The following is a 15,244-nucleotide window of genomic DNA, read 5'->3' as shown; positions in this document are numbered from 1 at the left end:
GTATCGAGGCCGGTTCGCGGGCTCATACCGAGCGCTTGCGCTCCGGCGCGGCGCTCTCCAGCGAGTGCTCCGAGGCCATGGGCAGCAGCACGCGGAAGGTGGTGCCCTGGCCCGGGGTGCTCTCCACGAGGATGTCTCCGCCCAGCCTCGTCACGATGCCATGGCAGATGGACAGGCCGAGCCCCGTGCCCGTCCCCACCGGCTTCGTCGTGAAGAAGGGCTCGAAGAGGCGGCTGAGGTGCTCGGGCCGGATGCCGCTGCCGTTGTCCTGCACCTCCACCGCCACCATGCCGTCCTCGCGCTGCCGGATGCGCAGCCACAGCGTGGGCTCCTGGCGGCCCGCCAGGGCGTGGGTGGCGTTGACGATGAGGTTGAGGAACACCTGCCCCAGGCCGTGCTCGCTGCCCCAGACGAGGGGCACCGCCTGGAAGTCCCGCTCCAGGCGCAGCTCCGGACGCAGCGCCCGCGCCGCCATGGAGATGGTCAGCTCCATCACCTGGCGCACGTCCACCTGCTCCCTCGGCGGCTCGTCCATCCGGGCGAAGATGCGCACGTCCTGGACGATGCGCTCGATGCGCTCGGCCCCGAGCGCCGCGTCCCGGCACGCCTCCCGCAGGTCATCGCGGGCCTTGAGCCCCTCCTGCGCGCACGGCAGCGTCTCCAGGCCCCGCACCACGTGGCGCAGGTTGGACAGGATGTAGCTCAGCGGGTTGTTGACCTCGTGGGCCAGGCCCGCCGACATGCGGCCCAGCGCCTCCAGCTTCTGGGCGTGCAAGAGCCGCGCGTTGGCCTCCGCCAGCGCCCGCGTCCGCTCCTCCACCATCCGCTCCAGGTCCTCCATCCGCTGGTGGCTGGCGCGCAAGAGCTCCCACTTCTCGCAGAGCGCGTGCGCCATCTGCCGCACCTCGATGCTGTCGAAGGGCTTGCGCAGGATGAGCAGCCGCTCGCTGGTGCCCAGCTTGCGCGACAGCTCGTCCCAGGAGTAGTCGGAGTGCGCCGAGCAGAGCACCACCTGCAGGTCCGCCTCCTCCCGCCACATGTGCAGCGTGGCTTCCACGCCGTCCATGCCCGGGGGCATGCGGATGTCCACGAAGGCCACGGCGTAGGGGCGCCCCTCACGCACCGCGTCGCGCACACGGCGCACGCCCTCTTCCCCACCCAGCGCGAAGTCCAGCTCGAAACGGGTGGTGCTGCTCCGCGGCGGGGCATCCCCGAAGAGCATGGACTCCATCTCATCCAGCTCCTCGATGCCCTGGCCGGACCTGGCGAGGATCTTCCGGAAGTCCTGGTGGATGGCGCTGTTGTCGTCGACCACCAGGATCCGGCGGCACTCCCCCGTCGGAGGACTCATGGGACTATGGGTACCACGTGACAAAAGCCACGGGCAATGTGCTCGCCCGTGGCCGCTGCATGGCCCCACGCACCCACATGCGGCGGGGCGGCCCCGCCTGCCCGCTCACACCGCGGGTGGAGGCGATTCCTGGTGCTCGGCCATGCGCAGCAGTTCCTTGTTTCGCCAATTGTCGATGGCCTGCTGCATGTCCTCGCGCATGGAGACGAGCTCCTCGGCGTTGGAGGCGGCCTCCACCCGGGGCATCAGCGCGCTCTCCTCCTGGCCCACGTGCTCGGTCACCATCCGCTCCAGGCGGCCGCACAGCTCGTCCAGCCGCGGGTCGGTCTGCTTGACCTGGAGGATCTCCGAGAGGAGCTGCTTCACCTCGGCGTGGTCCTGGAAGGACTCGTCGATGAGGCCCTCCACGCCCTGCTGCCGGGCGAAGGGATAGAAGTACTGCTCCTCCAGCGCCGCGTGGATGGTGAGGGCCTCGGCCACCTTGCCCAGCAGGGAGATGCGCTCGTCACCGGTGCTGGACTTGATGCGCTGGAAGAGGTCATCGACTTCGCGGTGCTGCTGCTTCAGTAGCTCGATCGCGCTCACGGTTGGCTCCTGGGTCCCACCCCCACGGTGGTGTCGTCCCCGGGACACACACTCCGCACGGCGGGGATGGGAGACAAGCGCGGGGCCCCGGAAGGGCCCCTATTCCGCGAGGGGCGGGTGGGTGCCCGCCCGCTGGAGCACCGGGCCTCAGCTGGCCGGCACTTCCCGGAAGACGGCGAGCGAGCGGCCCGTCAGCTCGAAGGGGCCGGCGGGCACCGGCTCCTCGGGGCCCCGCCGGTCATCCGCGGTGTAGAACTCGATGACCCACCGGGAGCCCTGGGCCGGGGGCGGCACGGTGAAGCGGACGGGCTCGTGGTGCGCGTTGAGCAGCACCAGGAGCGCGTCGCCGATGATGCGCTGGCCGCGCTCGTCGGGCGAGGGGATGGCATCGCCCCCCAGCAGGAACGCGAGCGAGCGGGTGAAGGGCTTCTGCCAGTCCTCCTGGCTCATCTCCGTGCCATCCGGGCGGAACCACGCCAGGTCCTTGTACTCCGAGTCCCAGATGTGCTTGCCCTGGAAGAAGCGGCGGCGCTGCAGCACCGGCTGGCGGTGGCGGAACTGGATGAGGCGCGAGGTGAACTCGAGCAGCGCCAGCCGGCGCTCGTCGAGGTTCCAGTCCACCCAGGACAGCTCGTTGTCCTGGCAGTAGGCGTTGTTGTTGCCGCCCTGGGTGCGGCCCATCTCGTCACCGGCGACGATCATCGGCACGCCCTGCGAGAGGAAGAGCGAGGCGAGCAGGTTGCGCTTCTGCCGCTCGCGCAGGCCGATGACGCTGGCGTCCTGCGTCTCGCCCTCCACGCCGCAGTTCCACGCCTGGTTGTCATCGGCGCCGTCGCGGTTGTGCTCGCCGTTGGCCTCGTTGTGCTTGTGGCTGTAGGTGACGAGATCGTGCAGGGTGAAGCCGTCGTGGGCGGTGACGAAGTTGATGCTGGCCTGGGGCCGGCGGCGCGCGCCCTGGTAGAGGTCCGAGGAGCCGGTGAGCCGGTGGCCCACCTCGCCCGCGAGGTTCTCGTCGCCCTTCCAGTAGCGGCGCAGGGCGTCGCGGTACTTGCCGTTCCACTCGCGCCAGGGCGCGGGGAAGCCGCCCACCTGGTAGCCACCGAGCCCCACGTCCCACGGCTCGGAGATGAGCTTCACCCGGCCGAGCACCGGATCCTGGTTGAGGATCTGGAAGAAGGGGGCGTTGGGGGAGTACTCGCCCTTGCCCATGCGGCCGAGCACGGTGGCCAGGTCGAAGCGGAACCCGTCCACGTGCATCTCCTCCACCCAGTAGCGCAGGGAGTCCACGATGAGGCGCGCGGTGTGGGGGTTGGAGGCGTTGAGGCTGTTGCCGCAGCCGGTGAAGTCCAGGTAGTAGCGCGCCTCGGGCATCAGCCAGTAGTAGCTGGCGTTGTCGATGCCCTTGAGCGACAGCGTGGGCCCCAGGTGGTTGCCCTCGCACGAGTGGTTGTAGACGACGTCGAGCAGCACCTCGATGCCCGCGGCGTGCAGGGCCTTCACCATGCCCTTGAACTCGTTGACGGCGCTGCCCGGGGTGCGGCGGCTGGAGTAGGAGGCCTCGGGGGCGAAGTAGCACAGGGTGTTGTAGCCCCAGAAGTTGGACAGGCCCTTCTCGCCGAGGAAGGAGTCGTCCGCGAAGGCGTGCACCGGCAGCAGCTCCACCGAGGTGACGCCCAGATTGAGCAGGTGCTCGATGATGGCCGGATGGCCGAGGGCCGCGTAGGTGCCGCGCTGGTTCTCGGGCACCTTGGGGTGGCGCATGGTGAGGCCCTTCACGTGGGCCTCGTAGATGACCGTCTTGCGCCAGGGCACGTCCGGGCGGCGCTCGTTGCCCCAATCGAAGTAGTCCCCCACCACCACGCTCTTGGGCACGCCCGCGGCGCTGTCGCGCTCGTCGCGCATGAGGTCCTGCTTGTCGTTGCCGAGCGTGTAGCCGAAGACGGGCTGGGACCAGTCCACCTCGCCATGCAGGGCCTTGGCGTAGGGGTCCACCAGCAGCTTGTAGGGATTGCAGCGGTGGCCCTTCTGGGGATCGTACGGCCCGTGGACCCGCAGGCCGTAGAGCGTGCCCGGCTCCAGCCCCGGCACGTAGCCGTGCCACACGTCATCGGTCATCGCCTGCAGCTCGAACCGCTCCACCTCTTTCGAGGGGTTCTGCGGATCGAAAAGACACACCTCGACGCGGGTGGCGACCTGCGAGAAGACCGCGAAGTTCACCCCCGTGCCGTCGAACGTGGCGCCCCGTGGGTACGGCTTTCCCGGCCAGACTTCCCTGGTCATACGCGTCGCTATCCTTTCAACCGAGTGCGCGCCCAATTTGTGTGTGGGGGTCGCACTATTCAAGGACTGCACGGTGCGTCCGACCCGGGACAGATGGAGCGTCCGCCAGCCATCAGCAAAGGGGTCCCAGCGTGCGCTTCCACACGCTCTGGACCGCGGATCCATGAAGTCCGTTGGCGCTCCCGCCAATGTGCGCGCCCGCGTTTCCCCGACGAAAGGAAGTCCGCACATGAAGCAGACGATTCAAGGGTTCATCCTCGCTGGCACGCTGGTTCTCGGTGGCACCGCGCTCGCGCAGCAGGCGGGCAAGGAGAACAAGAAGGGCACGGCCGAGCTGCGCGGCTTCGTGGTGCCCACCGACCCGAAGGGCCTGATGGAGCGGCTGCACTACACCAACCAGATGGAGATCAAGCTCGGCCAGCTCGCCCAGCAGAACTCCAACAACCCGGACGTGAAGTCCTTTGGCGAGCTGATGGTGCGCGAGCACACCGCCGCGGATCAGAAGCTGATGACGCTCGCCCAGGGCCAGGGCCTGACGCTGGCGGACATGCCCAAGCCGATGAACGACATGGAGAAGAAGGCCATGGCGGCCGACAAGGCCATCATGGAGGAGCTCCAGGCGCTCAAGGGCGAGCCGTTCGACTCCTGCTACATCTCCGGCCAGGTGGGCGACCATGACGCCACGCTCGGCAAGCTGATGGCGGGCCGGCAGGCCATCACCGGCAACGCCCAGATGACCTCGCTGATGGAGGAGATGACGCAGCACGTCTCCCAGCACCGCCAGCAGGCCTACTCGGTGCTCGGCAAGCTGGGCCAGAGCATGATGGGCGTGGGCGGCGCGGGCACGGGCACGGACATGAAGAAGGGCACCGAGCCGGGCATGGGTGGCCACATGGGCAGCGGCCACATGGGCACGGGCAGCGACGCCACGCCGGGCAATGGCGGCGTGGGCAGCGGCGGCACGGGCCGGGGCAGCGGCACCACCGGCACGGGCACGGGCGGCAACATGGGGACGGGCCAGTCCGGCTCCGGCATGCAGCAGCCGAAGAAGTAACGAGGCCTCATCCCGCGGCACGGGCGCGAGGGGGAAAGGGCCCTCGCGCCGGTGTCCGGCCCAGATTCAACGGCCACGGGTGCTGAACCATCCCCACACCCCTTCCCCAGCCCTCCCCGGCCCCGGCGTCCCCGCGCGCCGCCACCGCCCGAAGCCAGGTACCCGCTGACCGGCGGGACCGGGCCCCCAGGTACGAGGCCATGTCTGCCTGTCTGGAGGGCGGTGGGGCGCCAGCTCCTCTGGAGCCGATGGCCGACGCGCCGACGCGCTCATCCATTTCGCCCGGAGGTGAGCCTTTTCCTGGAAAGGCTCCGGTGTTAGAGGGTTTGAGCAGAAACGACCCATGAGCACCGTTGACCACGCATCCCGGCGCGAGCCCTCGAGCGCCCGATGGATGGCCTGGGTAGGCGCGGTCTGCGCCCTCCTGCTGGCCAGCGTGGCCGGCGTGTGCTCGATGAACGCCCGTGCCGTCGAGCAAGCGGAGGCCCGGTGGGTCCCCACGGCGCCGGAGCCGCGGAGCAGGAACGCGCTCTCCGCGGACGTGCTCGGGCAGCAGCAGCGGCTGGTCGGCGTCCACACTTCGCCGGCACCGGGCCAGCTGGAGCTGCCGCGGCCCACCAGCAAGCCGCCCCTGCTCCACCCGCGCGCCAATGCGCGCCTCGGCCCCGCGCTCCGGCCGGAAGCCCTGCTCGCGGAACGCACGAGACGGCAGCTGTCGTGCGTCGTGCCCACGAGCCATGGCCGGATCGCGGATCGCCCCGTGGTCGCCAACTGTCCCGCGCAAGGACCTCCGCGGACCGCGTGACGTTTCCGGTCCCAGAGGTAGAAACGCACGGCCCCGCACCCGCCGCACGGACGGGAGGGGTGTGGCCGCGCTTCGTGACTCCATCCATTCACCGGCGTGCCAGCTCTCCTGGCGCGCGTGAGGCACCCTTGCGCAACGAACAAGACACGACGCAGTCCCCTGTCCCCACCAGCGGCGGACACGATCCATCCCTGGCGTGGCGGCTCATCCTCGCTATCGCCGTCTGCGTGCTCATCATCGGCGGCGCCATCGCCTACGAGAAGCTCGGCTGACGGCAGGGAGAGCGTCCCGGACCCAGGTCCAGGCCAGGGCCGGGGCGCGCTCCCGCTCCCTCCGCGTGGGATGAACCAGACGATGACCTTTCCTCCACGGCTTCTCAGCAGGTGATTCAGCGATGCACGGTGCTCACGACTTCCTCAAGGCGCTGGCGATGGTGCTCTGCGTCGCGGCGGTGACGTCGGTCCTCTTCCAGAGGCTGCGCCAACCCGTCGTGCTCGGGTACATCATCGCGGGCCTCATCATCGGCCCCCACGTCCCCATTCCGCTCGTCGCGGACCCCACCATCGTCCAGACCCTGTCGGAGCTGGGCGTCATCCTCCTCATGTTCTCGCTCGGGCTGGAGTTCAGCCTGCGCAAGCTCTTCCAGGTGGGCGCCACGGCGGGAGTCACGGCCGTCATCCAGTGCAGCCTGATGATCTGGTTGGGCTTCGTCGTGGGCCGGGCCTTCGGGTGGACGGCGCTCGAGAGCATCTTCCTTGGCGCCATCATCGCCATCTCCAGCACGACCATCATCGCCAAGGCGTTCGATGAGCAGGGCATCAAGGGCAAGCTGCGGGAGATCGTCGTCGGGGTCCTCATCGTCGAGGATCTCATCGCCATCCTCCTGATGGCGACCCTCACGGCGGTCTCCACCGGCGCGGGATTGTCGGCGGGACAGCTCGCCTTCACGCTCGGGCGGCTGGCCCTGTTCCTGGTGGGGCTCGTCGTCGTGGGCCTGCTGGTCATCCCGCGCGTCGTGCGCGCCGTCCACCGCCTCGAGCGGCCGGAGACGCTGCTGGTGACGAGCGTGGGCATCTGCTTCGCCGTCGCGCTGCTGGCGCAGGAGTTTGGCTACTCGGTGGCGCTCGGCGCGTTCCTCGCGGGCTCGCTCGTGGCCGAGTCCGGCAAGGAGAAGGAGGTCGAGCACCTCGTCCAGCCCGTGCGCGACGTGTTCGCGGCCATCTTCTTCGTGTCGGTGGGCATGCTGATCGAGCCGGCGCTCATCGCCCGGCACTGGGTGGCGGTGGCCGTGCTGACGGTGGTGGTCATCCTCGGCAAGCTGGTGGGCGTGTCGCTGGGCGTGTTCCTCACGGGCAACGGGACGCGCACCGCGGTGCAGTCGGGCATGAGCCTGGCGCAGATTGGCGAGTTCTCCTTCATCATCGCCGGCCTGGGCCTGACGCTGAACGCCACGGGACAGTTCCTCTACCCGGTGGCGGTGGCCGTGTCCGCGCTCACCACCCTCACCACGCCCTTCCTCATCCGGGCCTCGGGGCCGGTGGCCAACCTCGTGGATCGCAAGCTGCCCAAGCCGCTCCAGACGTTCGCGGCCCTCTATGGGAGCTGGGTGGAGGGCCTGCGTGCCGCCCCGCCCCAGAAGACCACCGGCGCGAGGCTGCGCCGCACGCTCCGCCTGCTGCTGCTCGACGCGGCCCTGCTCGCCGCGCTCGTCATCGGCACGTCCGTCTTCCTTGAGCGGCTCACCACGACACTCGAGAGCCGGGGCGGGATGGGGGCGTCGGTGGCGCGCCTGATCGTCATCGGCCTGGCGTCCGCGCTCGCGGTGCCGTTCCTCGTGGGAATCGTCCGGCTGGCCCGGGGCCTGGGCATGCTGCTCGCGGACCTGGCCCTGCCCCCCGGGGCCGAGGGCAAGCTGGACCGGGCCGCCGCGCCTCGCCGCGCGCTCGTGGTGACGCTCCAGCTGGGGAGCCTGCTCCTCGTGGGCGTGCCCCTCTTGGCCCTCACCCAGCCCTTCCTCCCCGGCTTCCAGGGCGCGGCCGTGCTGCTCATCCAGCTCGTCGTGCTCGCCGTGGGATTCTGGCGCAGCGCCACCAACCTCCAGGGGCACGTGCGCGCGGGCTCCCAGGTCATCGTCTCGGCCCTCGCGGCGCAGAGCCATGGCGCGCCCAAGGAGCAGCACGGCGAGCAGTTGAAGACGCTCCACGCCATCCTCCCCGGGCTCGGCGAGCCGACGCCGGTGCGGCTCGAGGACTCCAGTCCCGCCGTGGGGCGGACGCTCGCGGAGCTGAACCTGCGCGGGATGACGGGGGCCACGGTGCTCGCCATCCAGCGGGGTGAGGACGGAGCCGTGGTGCCCACCGCCCAGGAGGTGCTGCGGGCGGGAGACGTGCTCGCGCTGGCCGGCACGCACGAGGCCATCGGCGCGGCCCGGGCCGTGCTCGAGCCGCCTCGGGGCCCGGAAGCGGCGGTGCCCTAGTCGGCGGACGTACCGGCGTCGGGAGGCGCGGGCCGCCGCACGGTGACGCGGTCCTCCAGCGCCACGCGGCCCACGGACTGGCGGAACAGCTCCCAGAGGGCCCGGCGGTGGCCCTCCGGGGTGGTGGTGCCCTCCAGCACCAGCCCCGCCCCGCGGTAGCTGACGCCGAGGCCCAGGCCCTTCAACACCGGCGTCAGGGCCGCGAGCTGCTCCTGGAGCAGGGGCAGCTCGAAGGTCAGCTCCAACTCGCGCGCCAGGTACGCGTCCGTCTTCAGCAGCGAGCGCAGGGCGTCACGGCAGCGCGCGTCCTTCACCTCGGCGGACAGGCTCCGGTTGGCGCCCTCGGTGGCCTTGAGGCCCGGACAGGCCTTGCGCGCCGTGGCCAGCAGGGGCTCCGCGGAGGGCTCGGACGCGGGAGGCGTGCCCACCACCAGCCGCCACACGGCGAACTTCCCCTCCGCGTACAGCAGCAGCAGCGTGCGCCCGGGCTTGAGGCCCGTGAGCAGCAGCTCGTTGCTGCCCTCGAGCATCTCCACCGTGGCGATGGACGGATCCTCCACCTCCACGAAGTCCACCGCGCTCAGCTTGTGGAAGCGCTCCTTGCCCGGCTCCAGGGGCATGACCAGGTCCACCGGCCAGGCCGAGGCCCGGAGGGGGGCCAGCGCCAGCAGGCAGGCGGCCAGGGGGGCGAGCAACAGAAGGAAGCGGCTCACTGGTGGACGCATGCGCATCCCAGCCCTCTCGGAAAGTGTGCTTCTCCTCTTACCACGGGCTATGTAGAGAGGCCCTATGCCTACCTGGGTCCTCTGGACCGCCTGCCTGGCCCTCATCGGTGTGCGGGGCCTCGTCGCCGCCGCCGAGTCCGCCCTCTACGGGACGTCCGATCTGCGCGCCCAGGAGCTGGCCCAGTCCACGCCGGGCGCCGGCGGCCGCGTGCTCCGCCACAAGACCGAGCGCGAGGCCACCGCCACCGCCCTGCGCATGGGCAGCGTGCTGTGCGGCTTCCTCGCCGCCGCCATCGGCTCCTTCGTGCCGCCGAAGCTGCTCGACTTCACCCGCTGGGGCGAGTCCCCCTGGCTGGACGTGGCCACGGTGCTCGCGGGGGCCCTGCTGGTGGGCGTGCTCGCCGCCCTCATCGAGGTGACGATGCGCGGCCTGGCCAACGCCGGCCCCGAGCGCTGGGCGATGCGGCTGTCCTGGCTCGTCTCGGTGCTCGTCTTCCTCTTCTACCCGACCATGCGCCTGCTCATGGTGCCCATCAACCTCGTGGCCCGTGGCTTCGGCCGCACCCTGCGCTTCGAGCCCCCTCCTCCGCCCCTCGAGGAGCTGGAGAAGCTGCTCGCCGCCCAGGCCGCCAAGGAGGAGGTGGACCAGAGCGCTCCCCAGCTCATCCGCTCCATCTTCGAGCTGTCCGACAAGCGCTGCCGCGACGTGATGGTGCCCCGCACCGAGGTGGTGTGCGTGGACATCTCCACCTCGCCCGAGCAGGTGCTGCGCCTGCTGGCCGAGGAGAACCACTCGCGCATCCCCGTCTACCGCGACGACGTGGACCACATCCTCGGCGTGTTGCACGCGCGGGACTTGATTCCGCTGCTGCAGCACCCCGAGCTGATCGTCCTGCAGGACATCATCCGTCCGGCCCACTTCGTGCCGTGGCTCAAGCCGATTGGAGATCTGCTGCGCGAGATGCAGCGCAAGAAGATCCACATGGCCATCGTCGTGGACGAGTACGGCGGCTTCATGGGGATTGTGACGCTGGAGGACATCCTCCGGGAGATCGTCGGCGACATCGGCGACGAGTTCGAGGTGGAGGAGAAGCAGGTGGAGAAGCAGGCCGATGGGAGCTTCCTGGTGGATGCCGCCATGGAGGTGGAGCGGTTCACCCAGGCCTTCGGCTTCTCGCTGCCGGACGGCGACTTCGACACGCTGGGCGGCTTCCTGTCGTCGATGGCCGGGCACCTGCCGGACGTGGGCGAGCGCTTCACCTACAACGGCTGGGCCTTCACGGTGGCCGCCAAGGAAGGGGCGCGCATCGACCGGGTACGGATGACCAAGCTCAAGACACCCAGCAAGGAGCCCTCACCGCCCAAGGACTCCACCGGCAAGGAAGCCGCGAGCCAGGAGGCCAAGGTCTGAGGCCGTTGGCTCAGCGCTGGCCGCCGCGCAACCGCTCCAGCTCTGCGAGGGCCTCGGCCAGCTTGCGCTCGGAGTCCTCGCGGCGCTGCGCCTCGAGGGCGAGCCGCTGCTCCAGGTCGGCACGCAGTTGGGCTTCCTCGGTGCGATGGACCTCCGCCTCACCCACCATCCGCTCGAGCGTGGCGATCATCTCGTCCGCCTCCGGCAGGGGCGCCCGGCCGAGATAGAAGCGCAGCCGCTCGCCCTCGAGTTGCAACTCCAACCCGAGGACCTCGGAGGTGTAGAAGCCCTGCTGGGGCACGATGGGCTGGTAGACGCGCCGCCCCTCCCCGGCCAGCCGCCAGCCGGTCAACTTCAACCGTCCCCGGTCGAAGATGAAGTACTCGTGGATACCGAGCCGCGCGAAGCGCTCCACGTTGCGCTCCAGGTCCTTGCGCCGCTCGCCCGCGACATGAACCTCCAGGGCCACGTCGAGCCCCTTGCCCTCGGCGCTCACCACCCAACGCATGCGTGAGTGGGGCTCCACGTCCATGACGGCCATGACATCGGGAGCGAACATGCGCTCGCCCGGGTAGTACACGGGCAGCTCGCAGGCCAGGTACACCTTGCGCCCGACGCGGGAGAAGAAACTCCCCAGCACCTCGCGCACGCGCACCTTGGCGTCGAAGTGCGAATCCCCCTCGGGAGGATGGGCCTCGGAGACCGGAAATTCGGAAGGCAGGCTGTCAACGACGTGAGCACGCTCCTCGGGCGTGAGCCGCTCCCAGACCTCGTGGGGAGGCGCACGCGGATCGTCTGGATCGACGCGGTAGGAGTCAGCGCTCATGGTGCCGGTAGACACACTAAGACCCTCCTCGACGGTGACCAAGCGGGGCCGGCGGCAAGCGTCGGGCAGAAGGCGTCCGGCCGTCACCACGCCCGTCCCCCATCACCCTGGAACCGGGCCATAAGACGTGACTTGCGAGGTCAGGTCAAGGCCCATGACTCCAGGAGAAGGCTCCCGTGTCCATGGGGCTGACCACGTGCCTTACTCCGGCTTGGGCATCCCGGGCCGGAAGTTGCGCAGCCGCACGTAGCGCTCGGCGCGGAAGGGCATCAGGCGCACCGTCTCGCCGAAGGCCAACGCCACCCCGCCCCCCACCTCCACCCGCCACGTGCGCGGCGCCTCACCCGTCGTGGGCTCGGACTGCAGCGGGAAGGACACCGTGAGCGTGCGCCGCGCGTCTGCCGCCAGCGGCAGCTCGCTCAACCCCCGCGTGCCTACCGCATAGCGCCGCCCGTCCAGGCGCAGCTCGAAGTCCACCCCCGTCACCTCCCCGTCCCAGAAGGTGGGGTTCTCCACTTCCAGGCGCAGGGTGAGCTCCCCGGAGCCGTCCGGCGCGAAGGCGAGCCCCACCTCCTCCACCCGCACCGCCTTGTCCAGCGCATGCGGGCGCAGCGTCACCCCGGTGCACCCGGCCAGCCACGGCAGCAGCAACAGCAGGAGCGGGAAGCGGCGCATCAACCCCCCAGGAGGGGCTTGAGCGCCTCCACCGACAGCGGCCACCCCATGCGGCGGGCCAGCACCTCCAGCGCCCGGATGAACTCCGTGGCCGACTGGAAGCGGCGCGCCTTGTCCGCGAAGAGCGCCTTGCGCACCAGCTGCACCGCGTAGTCCGGCAGCTCCGGCTGGAGCGTGGACAGCAGCGGCGCCCGCGCATCCCTCACCCGGTGCATCATCTCCGCCTCGCCGTCCGCCACGTGCAGGCGCCGGTTGGCCAGCAGCTCCCAGAGGATGACGCCCACCGAGTACAGATCGCTTCGCGCATCCACCGGCTGGCCCAGCACCTGCTCCGGGCTCATGTACGGCAGCGTGCCGCGCAGCGCGCCCGTGTCCCCGCGGGTGCCCCCCTCCACGTCCGCCACGCCGAAGTCCGTGAGCTTCACGTCCCCCGCCACGCTCAGCAGGATGTTCGAGGGATTGACGTCCCGATGGACGATACTGCCTCCGCCCTCGCCCAGCTTCGCGCGGTGGATGTAGTCCAGCGCCTTGAGGACGCTCCAGCTGATGTAGCAGGCGGCCTCGGGCGGCATCGCCGTCTTGGCCTTCACCAGCAACTCCTGCATGAAGCCGAGCGTCCGGCCCGACACCAGCTCCTGCACCATCAGGTAGTCCGGCCCGGCCTTGAAGAGGCGGAAGGTGCGGACGATGTTCGGGTGGCGCAGGCGCACGGTGAGCTTCGCCTCGTCGACGAAGGCCTTCACGTAGGCGCCATCGTTGCGGTACGTGGGCAACAGCCGCTTGAGCACCACGTCGTCGGGCTCGCCCGGCGAGCGCTGCGTCGTGGGCTTCGCCCGCGCCTGGTACACCTCGGCCATCCCGCCTACCGCGAGTCGGCCGACGACCTCATACCCACCCAGGTCCGGAGCTTGCTGCGACACGTCTCCAGCCTACCCCGCTTTGTGTTGAACACCCACTATTGCGTCAGCAGCGAGGCGAATAGCCGTTCGTACTTACGTGCCGACGCGGCCCAGGAGAAGTCCCGGCTCATGCCCCGGCGCCGGAAGGCCACCAGCCGCTCCGGCTCGGCATAGAGCGCCTGGGCCCGCCGCACGGCCGCCAGCAGCGCCGCCGGGTGGAAGGCCTCGAAGAGGATGCCATCCCCGTCCATGCTCCCATCCACCGTGTCCACCAGGCCCCCCGTGGCCCGGACGATGGGCACCGTGCCGTAGCGCAGCGAGTACATCTGGTTGAGCCCGCACGGCTCGTAGCGGCTGGGCATGATGAAGAAGTCCGCCCCCGCCTCCACCAGGTGGCTCAGCCCCTGGTCGAAGCCGATGAACGTCCCCACCTGCCCGGGGAAGTGGTGCTGGAGGGTGCGCAGCCCGTCCTCGTAGCGGCCCTCGCCGCTGCCCACCGCGACGAAGCGGATGTCCGCCTGGAGCGCCTGGGGCATCACCTCCAGCAGCAGATCCACCCCCTTCTGCCACGCCAGCCGCGAGACGATGCCGAACACCGGCGCCTGCGTGTCCGGGCTCAGCCCGAAGCGGCGCAGCAGCTCGCGCCGGCACGCCGCCTTCCCCGCGAGGTTGTCCGCCCCGTAGCGCTCCGGGAGGTGCGGGTCCGTCTCCGGGTTCCACTCGTGCACGTCGACACCGTTGAGGATGCCGGAGAGCACCCCCTGGCGCCGGCGCAGCAGCCCGTCCAGGCTCGCGCCCCCCTCCGGCTGCTGAATCTCCTTCGCGTAGGTGGGCGACACGGTGGTGAGGGCGTCGGAGAACTGGATGGCGCCCTTGAGGAAGTTGACCGAGTCGTAGAACTCCAGCCCCTGCTCGGCAGTGAAGAGCTCCCAGGGCAGCCCCAGGTCCCCCATGATGTCTTTGCCGAACTGGCCCTGGTAGGCGAGGTTGTGGATGGTGAGGACGCTCTTGGCCCGTCCCAGGGACGTCGCCTGGTAGGCGCGCCGCAGCGCCACCGCGGTCAACCCCGTCTGCCAGTCATTGAGGTGGACGATGTCCGGGGTGAATCCCAGGCGCTGCGCGGCCTGGAGCGCGCCGATGGACAGATAGGCGTAGCGGCGGTGGTTGTCGCCGAACTCGCCAAAGGCATCCCCGTAGATGCCGTTGCGGCCATAGAAGTGCTGATTCTCCAGGAAGAGCACCTCCAGGTTGGGCGAGGGGCGCAGCGAGAGGATGGGCCCGCGCTCGGTGCCGAAGGGGAAGCGCAGCTCCAGGTGGTGGCCGGTGGGGGTGAGGCGCTCCGCCTTGATGGAGGCGTAGCGGGGGGTGACGACCTTCACCTCGTGGCCGAGCGCCGCGAGCTCCGCGGGCAGCGCCCCGGCCACGTCCCCGAGGCCACCCGTCTTGGAGAAGGGGGCGACTTCGGAGGCCACGTAGAGAATCTTCATGGAATGAGACGATGCCGTGTGTGACGCGCGAGTCAACCCAAACACGCGGCTCGCACTCCGGGAGCGGGTTGGTATGGTGGGGAGCGTGGAACTTCCCCAGGATCCGTTCGAACGTTTCGCGGCCCTCTACGAGGAGGCGAAGCGCGTCATCCCCGTGGACCCCAACGCCATGACGGTGGCGTCGGTGGGGCCCGAGGGCCGGCCGTCCACGCGCGTGGTGCTGTTGAAGGACTTCGACGCGCGGGGCTTCGTCTTCTACACCAACCTGGAGAGCCGCAAGGGCCGGGAGCTGCTGGGCCACCCGTGGGCGGCCCTGAGCTTCTTCTGGCAGCCGCTGGAGCGGCAGGTGCGGATAGAGGGGCGCGTGGAGCGGGTGGAGGACGCGGAGGCGGATGCGTACTTCCAGAGCCGGCCTCGCGGCAGCCAGGTGGGCGCGTGGGCCAGCCTGCAGAGCCAGCCGCTGCCGTCGCGCGAGGTGCTGGAGACCCGGGTGGAGGAGCTCTCCCGCAAGTACGACGGCAAGCCCGTGCCCCGGCCGCCGCACTGGTCGGGCCTGAGGGTGGTGCCCGACCGCATCGAGTTCTGGCACGCGCGGCCGAGCCGGCTGCATGACCGGCTCGTCTATCTGCGCGAGGGCAACGGCTGGAGGACGGAAATCCTCTACCCGTGA

The 15,244-nt window shown here is 70.1% G+C and carries 14 protein-coding genes; 6 read left to right on the top strand and 8 right to left on the bottom strand.

The window, feature by feature from the left end; all coding sequences use genetic code 11:
* Window positions 1–22 precede the first annotated feature (22 nt).
* The 3 genes from NR798_RS09520 to glgX all read right to left on the bottom strand — a co-directional run bounded on the left by NR798_RS09520 (window position 23) and on the right by glgX (window position 4,216).
* The gene (locus NR798_RS09520; protein ID WP_375771126.1) at window positions 23–1,351 is read right to left on the bottom strand and encodes a sensor histidine kinase; all 1,329 of its coding nucleotides are present in this window, start codon (window positions 1,349–1,351) and stop codon (window positions 23–25) included.
* A gap of 105 nt (window positions 1,352–1,456) precedes the next feature.
* The gene (locus NR798_RS09515; protein ID WP_375771125.1) at window positions 1,457–1,936 is read right to left on the bottom strand and encodes a hemerythrin domain-containing protein; all 480 of its coding nucleotides are present in this window, start codon (window positions 1,934–1,936) and stop codon (window positions 1,457–1,459) included.
* A gap of 147 nt (window positions 1,937–2,083) precedes the next feature.
* On the bottom strand, window positions 2,084–4,216 hold the full coding sequence (gene glgX, locus NR798_RS09510) for a glycogen debranching protein GlgX (RefSeq protein WP_375771124.1): 2,133 nt from the start codon (window positions 4,214–4,216) through the stop codon (window positions 2,084–2,086).
* Window positions 4,217–4,445: 229 nt separating this feature from the next.
* Here glgX and NR798_RS09505 point away from each other — a divergent pair, with 229 nt between their 5' ends.
* The 4 genes from NR798_RS09505 to NR798_RS09490 all read left to right on the top strand — a co-directional run bounded on the left by NR798_RS09505 (window position 4,446) and on the right by NR798_RS09490 (window position 8,551).
* On the top strand, window positions 4,446–5,270 hold the full coding sequence (locus NR798_RS09505; protein ID WP_375771123.1) for a DUF4142 domain-containing protein: 825 nt from the start codon (window positions 4,446–4,448) through the stop codon (window positions 5,268–5,270).
* A gap of 343 nt (window positions 5,271–5,613) precedes the next feature.
* Window positions 5,614–6,075 carry a hypothetical protein gene (locus tag NR798_RS09500; protein WP_375771122.1) on the top strand — a complete coding sequence of 154 codons (462 nt, stop codon included), beginning with the start codon at window positions 5,614–5,616 and terminating at the stop codon, window positions 6,073–6,075.
* A 128-nt stretch (window positions 6,076–6,203) separates the two neighbouring features.
* A complete protein-coding gene (locus NR798_RS09495; protein WP_375771121.1) occupies window positions 6,204–6,347 on the top strand; it encodes a hypothetical protein in 144 nt (47 codons plus the stop codon).
* 122 nt (window positions 6,348–6,469) lie between these two features.
* Window positions 6,470–8,551, top strand: coding sequence for a cation:proton antiporter (locus NR798_RS09490; protein ID WP_375771120.1), 2,082 nt, complete (start codon window positions 6,470–6,472; stop codon window positions 8,549–8,551).
* Here the strand turns inward: NR798_RS09490 and NR798_RS09485 are convergent.
* Window positions 8,548–9,276: a pilus assembly protein N-terminal domain-containing protein gene (locus tag NR798_RS09485; protein WP_375771119.1), complete on the bottom strand. Its 729-nt coding sequence runs from the start codon at window positions 9,274–9,276 to the stop codon at window positions 8,548–8,550. The two genes, NR798_RS09490 and NR798_RS09485, sit on opposite strands and share 4 nt — an antisense overlap.
* Before the next feature lie 64 nt (window positions 9,277–9,340).
* On the opposite strand from NR798_RS09485, the gene NR798_RS09480 reads away from it, so the two are divergent.
* On the top strand, window positions 9,341–10,687 hold the full coding sequence (locus NR798_RS09480) for a hemolysin family protein (protein ID WP_375771118.1): 1,347 nt from the start codon (window positions 9,341–9,343) through the stop codon (window positions 10,685–10,687).
* A 10-nt stretch (window positions 10,688–10,697) separates the two neighbouring features.
* Here the strand turns inward: NR798_RS09480 and NR798_RS09475 are convergent, their stop codons facing one another.
* From NR798_RS09475 to glgA, 4 genes are all read right to left on the bottom strand, one after another.
* Window positions 10,698–11,513 carry a Uma2 family endonuclease gene (locus tag NR798_RS09475; protein WP_375771117.1) on the bottom strand — a complete coding sequence of 272 codons (816 nt, stop codon included), beginning with the start codon at window positions 11,511–11,513 and terminating at the stop codon, window positions 10,698–10,700.
* Between the two features lie 201 nt (window positions 11,514–11,714).
* Window positions 11,715–12,188 (bottom strand): hypothetical protein, encoded by a 474-nt coding sequence (locus tag NR798_RS09470; protein ID WP_375771116.1) that lies wholly within the window; start codon window positions 12,186–12,188, stop codon window positions 11,715–11,717.
* Window positions 12,188–13,108, bottom strand: coding sequence for a serine/threonine protein kinase (locus tag NR798_RS09465; RefSeq protein ID WP_375771115.1), 921 nt, complete (start codon window positions 13,106–13,108; stop codon window positions 12,188–12,190). The genes NR798_RS09470 and NR798_RS09465 overlap by 1 nt, the downstream gene beginning before the upstream one ends.
* A 35-nt stretch (window positions 13,109–13,143) precedes the next feature.
* Entirely contained in the window at window positions 13,144–14,574 is a 1,431-nt protein-coding gene (gene glgA, locus NR798_RS09460; RefSeq protein WP_375771114.1) for a glycogen synthase GlgA, read from the bottom strand.
* A 73-nt stretch (window positions 14,575–14,647) separates the two neighbouring features.
* Here glgA and pdxH point away from each other — a divergent pair, with 73 nt between their 5' ends.
* Window positions 14,648–15,244 (top strand): pyridoxamine 5'-phosphate oxidase, encoded by a 597-nt coding sequence (gene pdxH / locus NR798_RS09455; RefSeq protein ID WP_375771113.1) that lies wholly within the window; start codon window positions 14,648–14,650, stop codon window positions 15,242–15,244.

The organism is Archangium gephyra, assembly GCF_042230915.1.
In the GTDB taxonomy this organism is placed as follows: Bacteria; Myxococcota; Myxococcia; order Myxococcales; family Myxococcaceae; genus Archangium; species Archangium gephyra_B.
Note: the sequence above shows the minus strand (reverse complement) of the source record. Positions and strands in the feature narration are given on the sequence as shown.

Bases quoted from the DNA above. Each gene is read 5' to 3' on its own strand.
- NR798_RS09520 (WP_375771126.1), bottom strand. From the start codon at position 1,351: ATGAGTCCTCCGACGGGGGAGTGCCGCCGGATCCTGGTGGTCGACGAC.
- glgX (WP_375771124.1), bottom strand. From the start codon at position 4,216: ATGACCAGGGAAGTCTGGCCGGGAAAGCCGTACCCACGGGGCGCCACG.
- NR798_RS09505 (WP_375771123.1), top strand. From the start codon at position 4,446: ATGAAGCAGACGATTCAAGGGTTCATCCTCGCTGGCACGCTGGTTCTC.
- NR798_RS09500 (WP_375771122.1), top strand. From the start codon at position 5,614: ATGAGCACCGTTGACCACGCATCCCGGCGCGAGCCCTCGAGCGCCCGA.
- NR798_RS09490 (WP_375771120.1), top strand. From the start codon at position 6,470: ATGCACGGTGCTCACGACTTCCTCAAGGCGCTGGCGATGGTGCTCTGC.
- NR798_RS09485 (WP_375771119.1), bottom strand. From the start codon at position 9,276: ATGCGTCCACCAGTGAGCCGCTTCCTTCTGTTGCTCGCCCCCCTGGCC.
- NR798_RS09480 (WP_375771118.1), top strand. From the start codon at position 9,341: ATGCCTACCTGGGTCCTCTGGACCGCCTGCCTGGCCCTCATCGGTGTG.
- NR798_RS09475 (WP_375771117.1), bottom strand. From the start codon at position 11,513: ATGAGCGCTGACTCCTACCGCGTCGATCCAGACGATCCGCGTGCGCCT.
- NR798_RS09470 (WP_375771116.1), bottom strand. From the start codon at position 12,188: ATGCGCCGCTTCCCGCTCCTGCTGTTGCTGCTGCCGTGGCTGGCCGGG.
- glgA (WP_375771114.1), bottom strand. From the start codon at position 14,574: ATGAAGATTCTCTACGTGGCCTCCGAAGTCGCCCCCTTCTCCAAGACG.
- pdxH (WP_375771113.1), top strand. From the start codon at position 14,648: ATGGTGGGGAGCGTGGAACTTCCCCAGGATCCGTTCGAACGTTTCGCG.